7 protein-coding genes are annotated in these 6,894 nt (G+C 33.1%); all 7 read left to right on the top strand.

Annotated features, from left to right (window positions below; translation table 11 throughout):
• The first annotated feature begins 78 nt into the window (after positions 1-78).
• Positions 79-1,197, top strand: a complete 1,119-nt coding sequence (locus ACMOUI_RS13100) for a hypothetical protein (protein ID WP_418966142.1) — start codon at positions 79-81, stop codon at positions 1,195-1,197.
• A gap of 2 nt (positions 1,198-1,199) precedes the next feature.
• On the top strand, positions 1,200-1,466 hold the full coding sequence (locus tag ACMOUI_RS13095; RefSeq protein WP_418966141.1) for a hypothetical protein: 267 nt from the start codon (positions 1,200-1,202) through the stop codon (positions 1,464-1,466).
• 21 nt (positions 1,467-1,487) lie between these two features.
• Positions 1,488-1,784 (top strand): BMC domain-containing protein, encoded by a 297-nt coding sequence (locus tag ACMOUI_RS13090; protein WP_266187626.1) that lies wholly within the window; start codon positions 1,488-1,490, stop codon positions 1,782-1,784.
• A 20-nt stretch (positions 1,785-1,804) separates the two neighbouring features.
• Positions 1,805-2,104, top strand: coding sequence for a BMC domain-containing protein (locus ACMOUI_RS13085; protein ID WP_418966140.1), 300 nt, complete (start codon positions 1,805-1,807; stop codon positions 2,102-2,104).
• Between the two features lie 20 nt (positions 2,105-2,124).
• Complete coding sequence (locus tag ACMOUI_RS13080) at positions 2,125-3,567, top strand: aldehyde dehydrogenase family protein (RefSeq protein WP_418966139.1); 1,443 nt, start codon at positions 2,125-2,127, stop codon at positions 3,565-3,567.
• A 10-nt stretch (positions 3,568-3,577) separates the two neighbouring features.
• Positions 3,578-6,121 carry a choline trimethylamine-lyase gene (cutC, locus tag ACMOUI_RS13075; protein ID WP_418966138.1) on the top strand — a complete coding sequence of 848 codons (2,544 nt, stop codon included), beginning with the start codon at positions 3,578-3,580 and terminating at the stop codon, positions 6,119-6,121.
• A 15-nt stretch (positions 6,122-6,136) separates the two neighbouring features.
• The coding region (gene cutD, locus ACMOUI_RS13070) for a choline TMA-lyase-activating enzyme (protein ID WP_418966137.1) at positions 6,137-6,894 on the top strand (758 nt) is incomplete at its 3' end.

Here is a 6,894-nt window from a genome sequence, read left to right as displayed (position 1 = left end):
GGTTTATACTAAAGCTATAACAGAAAAAAAATAATAAATTCCCCAATTTATTATGAAAAAGAGTATCAAGGAGGAGTTATGCCAGAAGCAATATTGAAGGAGACGGCAGAAGCTGAATTTTTAGAAAAAGAAGTAAAAATTGCAGCTTTAAAAGAACAAAGCAAAAAGGATTTTTTAAAAAAGGGTATTAAGATTGCACTATTTTCAGGAATGACCTATGGTATTTATACGGCTTTTTTAACTTTAGGAATGACAAAAGGGGTTTGGGCTGATTGGTATGGACCTAATCTAGCAGGACTTTCAACTTTCGTAATTGTGTATCTATTAGCGGCATTAGGAAATGCAATAAATGATACATGTAGCGCATTTTGGGCTTTAGGTAATGCTGGTTATCAAGGAAAACTTGGTGATTTTGCAAGAACATTGAATACAAAACCTGGAAGAATGCTTATGTTAGCAGCAATGTTAGGAGGACCAATAGCTGGAACAGCTTATGTTATAGCACTTCAAATGGCGGGGTCAATAATAGTTCCAATATCAGCTCTATGCCCTGCAATAGCAGCAATTTTAGGAAAAGTATTTTACAAACAAGAGATCAATAAAAGAATGGCTTTTGGAATATTTATATGTGTATCTGCAAGTTTTTTAATAGGAAGTACAAGCTTTGGTGGAGAAGAGATTTCAACAGAAGTTTTACTAGGAATTTTTATAGCGATAATAGCAGCCTTTGGATGGGGATTTGAAGGGTGTGTTGCAGGATACGCATCAGCTATGGTAGATCCACAAATTGGAATATGTGTTAGACAGTTAACTTCAGGACTTACAAATATATTTATAGTTTTACCAATACTTGGATTCCTAAGTGGAGATGTAACAACTTCAATAACATTAACTATGAAAGCTTTTTCTAGTTCACCGGCAATGCTTTGGTTTGTATTAAGTGGATTAGCAACATTTGTTTCTTTTACAGCTTGGTATACAGGAAACAGTATGTGTGGAGCAGGGCTTGGAACAGCATGTAATGGAACATACTCATTCTTTGGACCGTTTTTCTGTTGGTTATTCCTAGGGGTAGTTGTTGGAATAGATGGATGGGCTCTTCCTATGGTAGCTTGGATAGGAGCAATTATAATGGTTATTGGAATTTTAATAATTGCTGTAAATCCTTTGGATTTCTTAAAAAAGAGGGAGGAATAGTCATGATGCCACTTAACTATGCTATATTGAAGTATTTTACAAGACATGGAAGTTCATCTGTTTATGATGTGATGAATTCTTTAAAAAAGGATTATAAAAACTTTAAATCTTTCAATAAGGACTCTATAATAAATGCTTTGATGACAGCTGAAGCAAATGGGTTAATTGAAGAAGTAAATGCAGACTTAGATGAAAATGGAAACTTAGTTTTATACTATGAAGCTAATAAAGAGAGCAAAGATATAATCAATAGTTTTATAAAAGATTAATAATTAAGTTTGGAGGATAAAATGAAATATTACGGAAATGAAGCTTTAGGATTGGTTGAAACACTTGGACTTGTTCCAGCTTTAGAAGCGGCAGATAAGATGTTAAAAGCTGCTAATGTTGAATTGGTATCTTATGAAAATGTGGGGTCAACACTTGTTACTGTAATGGTAAAAGGAGATGTGGCAGCAGTTAAAGCGGCAGTGGAGGCTGGGGCAGCGGCAGCAGCGGCAGTGGGAAAACTAACAGCTAAAAATGTTATGCCAAGACCTATAAGTGAGATTGGAAAAATAGTAACAGTTCATGATATAGATCAATAATCAAAGGGGAGTTGACTTGAATGTTAAGAAGAGAAGCAATAGGATTAATAGAAACATTTGGATTAGTGTTTGCTTTAGAAGCGGCAGACGCTATGTGTAAAGCGGCAGATGTGGAGTTAATAGGATATGAAAATGTGGCATCAGGATATATAACTGTCATAGTTACAGGGGATGTTGGAGCTTGTAAAGCAGCAGTGGATGCAGGTGTGAATGCAGTAAATAATATGGAGGATGGAAATCTGTATAGCTCAATAGTTATAGCTAGACCACATGGTGATATACAGAAAATAATCGATAAGTATGCTATTCCAAACTTATAAAATAAGAGGTGGAATTAAAAATGACTATTATAGATAATGATTTGCTTTCTATGCAAGAAGCTAGAATAATAGCTGAGAATTCAAAAGAGGTTCAAAAGATTTTAAAAACTTTTTCTCAAGAGCAGTTGGATAAAGTTATAGATAGCATAGAGGGAAAATTAAAAGAGAATATTGAACAGATAGCTTTTGAACTCTATGATGAGATTGATTTTGGAGTGAAAGAGGATAAAGTAACAAAGTTAAATTTACTTTTAGAAAATGTTATTGAAAAAATAAAAGATATGAGATGTGTGGGTATTATATCTCAGGACAATAAAATATCTAATATTGGGGTTCCAGTAGGAGTAATAGTAGCATTTTGTTCAGAGAGCAATCCAATATCTACACTTATTTATAAGGTTTTAATAGCTGTAAAATCTGGTAATTCAATAATATTTAATCTACAAAAAAATTCAAAAAAAACAATGATAAAAACATTAGATTTAATAATAGAAGCAGCTGAACAGGCTGGGTATCCAAGTGGAGCTATCTCATATTTAAGTAGAATATCTCTAAATGGAACAAAAGAACTATTGAATCATAATGGAGTAGATTTGGTTTTAAATACTGGAGTAGAGGAGATTTTACCAGAGATTTATAAAAGTGGAAAGACATTGGTTTATGGAAGAACTGGAAATACCCCTGTATTTATTGAAAAAACTGCTGATATAAAAAAATCTGTTTTGGATATAGTTATAAGTAAAACTTTTGACAATGGAGTCATGCCAGGAGCAGAGCAGGCAGTGGTAGTGGATAAAGCTATTTTAAATGAAGTGGTAAAAGAGTTTGAATTAAATGGAGCTTATTTTTTAAATGAGATTGAAAGTGAAAAAATAAAAAATCTTATATTTGATTCAAAGGGAGATTTTAAAAAAATATATATAGGTAAAGATGCACAGTTTTTAGCTCAAAGAGGAGAGATAACCATACCAAAAGATACAAAGATACTTATTTCAAAGGAGAGATACGTGTCTTTAGATAATCCATTTTCTAAAGAAAAATTGTGTCCCATACTCTCATTTTATGTGGAAGAGGATTGGATGACTGCCTGTGAGAAATGTATAGAGCTTCTATTAAATGAGAAACAGGGACATACCTTAGTAATTCATTCTAAGGATGAAAACATAATTAGAGAGTTTTCTTTAAAAAAACCTGTGGGAAGAGTTTTGGTAAATACATCAGGAAGTTTTGGAAGTATGGGAGGGACTACAGAGTTGTTTCCATCAATGACACTAGGATGTGGTGTTATAGGAAGAGGTATGACTTCAGATAACGTTTCTCCAATGAATCTGATATATATAAGAAAAGTTGGTTATGAAGTGAAGAGTTCTGAGGCTCTACTGGAAAAGTATAGAGATAAAAAAGATAAAGAGCTAGAGATATTAAAAAAACTAGAAAAAATATTGAGAGATATTTTATCTTAAGGAGTGGGATATGGAAATTCGAGAATTTTTAAATAAATTTATGAAAGCTACTGAAAATATGTCAGTGGAAGAAAGAGAAGCTTTGCTTAAAATGTTTCAAGGAGTGAGCCATGAAATAAAAAGTGAAAGTTGTGAAAAACAAAGTTATAACTGTACTAATGAATGTAAAGAAGTTCCTGAAAAAATAACTGAAAGATTGGCAAAATTAAAAGAGAACTATTTAAAGCAGATTCCATCTATAACTATTCATAGAGCTAAGGCTTTAACAAAAATAGCTAAAGAAAATCCAGGACTTCCAAAAGCAATATTAAGAGGAAAAAGTTTTAAATATTGTTGTGAAACAGCACCTCTTGTGATTCAAGATGGAGAGCTAATTGTTGGATCACCAAATGGAGCTCCAAGAGCTGGTGCATTTTCTCCAGATATAGCTTGGAGATGGCTAGAAACTGAATTAGAAACAATTTCAAAAAGACCACAGGATCCATTTTATATATCTGAAGCTGATAAAAAAACTTTAAAAGATGAGATTTTTCCATTTTGGGCTGGGCAATCAGTAGATGAGTATTGTGAGCAGCAATTCCGTGAAGCGGGACTTTGGGAACTATCAGGGGAATCGTTTGTTTCTGATTGTTCATACCATGCTGTAAATGGAGGGGGAGATTCAAATCCTGGTTACGATGTTATTTTAATGAATAAAGGTATGCTAGATGTAATTAAAGAGGCTAATGAAAAGTTAGAAACTTTAGATTATGCAAATCCAGAGGATATTGAAAAAATATATTTCTATAAATCATTAATAGATACAGCTGAGGGTGTAATGATATACGCTAAACGTATGTCAGAATATGCCGCTCAATTAGCTGCAAAAGAATCAAACCCTAAGAGAAAAGCTGAACTTTTAAAAATATCAGAGATAAATGCAAGAGTTCCAGCTCATAAACCTGAAACATTTTGGGAAGCAGTTCAATCAGTATGGACTATTGAATCGCTTTTAGTTGTGGAGGAAAATCAAACTGGAATGTCAATTGGTCGTGTGGACCAGTATATGTATCCACTGTTTAAAGCTGATATTGAAAGTGGAAGAATGTCAAAATATGAAGCTTTTGAAATAGCTGGATGTATGTTAATTAAGATGTCAGAGATGATGTGGTTAACAAGTGAAGGGGGATCTAAATTCTTCGCAGGATATCAACCATTTGTAAATATGTGTGTTGGAGGAGTTACAAGATGTGGTAAAGATGCAACAAACGATTTAACATACTTGCTTATGGATGCAGTTAGACATGTTAAAGTTTATCAACCATCACTAGCTTGTCGTATTCATAAATCATCACCACATGAGTATTTAAAGAAAATAGTTCAAGTTATAAAAGCTGGTCTTGGATTCCCTGCTTGTCACTTTGATGAGGTACATATAAAGATGATGTTAGCGAAAGGAGTTTCAATTGAAGATGCGAGAGATTATTGCTTAATGGGATGTGTCGAACCTCAAAAATCAGGAAGACTATATCAGTGGACATCAACAGCTTACACTCAGTGGCCAATTTGTATTGAGTTAGTTTTAAATAATGGAGCAACTTTGTGGTATGGAAAGCAAGTTTGTCCAGACTTAGGAGATGTGGAAAGATACAAAACTTATGAGGAGTTTGAAGAAGCGGTAAAAGATCAAATAAAATATGTAACAAAACTTTCAAGTATAGCAACTGTTATAACTCAAAAAGTGCATAAGGATTTAGCTCCAAAGCCACTTATGTCAATAATGTATGAAGGATGTATGGAAAGTGGTAAAGGTGTTGAAGCTGGAGGGGCTATGTATAACTTTGGTCCTGGAGTTGTATGGAGTGGACTAGCTACTTATGTTGACTCAATGGCAGTTATTAAAAAACTTGTATTTGAGGATAAAAAATATACTCTAAAAGATATAAAAGAAGCATTAAAAGCGGATTTTGTGGGATATGAAACTTTAAGAAAAGATTGTTTAGCAGTTCCAAAATACGGAAATGATGATGACTATGTAGACTATATAGCAACAGATTTAATCAATTTTACAGAGAATGAGCACCGTAAATACAGAACTCTTTACTCTATACTTAGTCATGGAACACTTTCTATTTCAAATAACACTCCATTGGGGCAGATAACAGGAGCTACACCAAATGGACGTAGAGCTTGGACTCCACTTTCAGATGGAATAAGTCCTACTCAAGGTGCAGATACAAAAGGACCTACTGCAATAATAAAATCTGTTTCTAAAATGGCATGTGACAGTATGAATATAGGAATGGTTCATAACTTTAAGTTAATATCTGGTTTACTTGAAACTCCTGAGGGAGAAAATGGAATTATAACACTGTTACGTAGTGCTTGTGCTCTACAGTTAGGTGAGATGCAATTTAACTACTTAGACAATGAAACTCTACTTGCAGCTCAGAAAAATCCTGAAGCTTATAGAGATTTAATAGTTCGTGTTGCAGGATATAGTGCGTACTTTGTTGAGCTATGTAAAGATGTACAAGATGAAATTATAAGCAGAACGGTGTTAACACACTTCTAAAATTTGGAGAAACTTATGGAAAATAAGCATTTAGAAAGAAAAGCAAGAATTTTTAATGTTCAAAAATACAATATGTATGATGGACCTGGAGTAAGAACCTTAATCTTTTTTCAAGGATGCCCTTTAAGATGTAAATGGTGTGCTAATCCAGAGGGATTGGAAAAAAAATATAGGATCATGTTTAAAAGTAATAATTGCATTAATTGCAATAGATGTAAAGATGTTTGCCCTGTTGAAATCCATGGTGTGAGTATGAATAATACTCACACTATAGATAGGACTAAACAATGTATAGGTTGTAGAAAATGTGAAAATATATGTAATCAAGAGGCTCTAAAAATAGTTGGAGAGGATAAAGGGATATCTGAATTATTGAAAGTTATAGAGGAAGATCGTACATTTTATGAGATGTCTGGAGGAGGAGTTACTTTAGGTGGAGGAGAGGTTTTAATGCAACCTGAAGCAGCTATAAATCTCTTGATGGCTTGTAAAAATATTGGACTAAATACAGCAATAGAGACTTGTGGTTATACTACTTCAGATGTTATAGAGAAAGTTTCTGAATATGTGGATCTATTTCTATTTGATATAAAACAGATAGATTCAGAGAAACACTTTCAATGGACTGGAGTTAGAAATGAAAGAATTTTAGAGAATCTAAAATATCTTTTAGAGAATAAATATAATGTAGAGATTAGAGTTCCATTGATAAAAGGGGTAAATACTGAAAATGATGATATAGAAAATCTGATTAAGTTTTTATTACCATATAG

Source organism: Cetobacterium sp. (assembly GCF_048470075.1).
Lineage (GTDB): Bacteria > Fusobacteriota > Fusobacteriia > Fusobacteriales > Fusobacteriaceae > Cetobacterium_A.
The sequence above is the reverse complement of the archived record's forward strand: the minus strand, read 5'-3'. Positions and strand labels throughout refer to the sequence as shown.

What these genes read in the sequence shown, in the direction of transcription:
- ACMOUI_RS13080 (WP_418966139.1), top strand. Translation starts at nt 2,125, where the DNA reads ATGACTATTATAGATAATGATTTGCTTTCTATGCAAGAAGCTAGAATA.
- ACMOUI_RS13085 (WP_418966140.1), top strand. Translation starts at nt 1,805, where the DNA reads ATGTTAAGAAGAGAAGCAATAGGATTAATAGAAACATTTGGATTAGTG.
- ACMOUI_RS13100 (WP_418966142.1), top strand. Translation starts at nt 79, where the DNA reads ATGCCAGAAGCAATATTGAAGGAGACGGCAGAAGCTGAATTTTTAGAA.
- ACMOUI_RS13095 (WP_418966141.1), top strand. Translation starts at nt 1,200, where the DNA reads ATGATGCCACTTAACTATGCTATATTGAAGTATTTTACAAGACATGGA.
- ACMOUI_RS13090 (WP_266187626.1), top strand. Translation starts at nt 1,488, where the DNA reads ATGAAATATTACGGAAATGAAGCTTTAGGATTGGTTGAAACACTTGGA.
- cutC (WP_418966138.1), top strand. Translation starts at nt 3,578, where the DNA reads ATGGAAATTCGAGAATTTTTAAATAAATTTATGAAAGCTACTGAAAAT.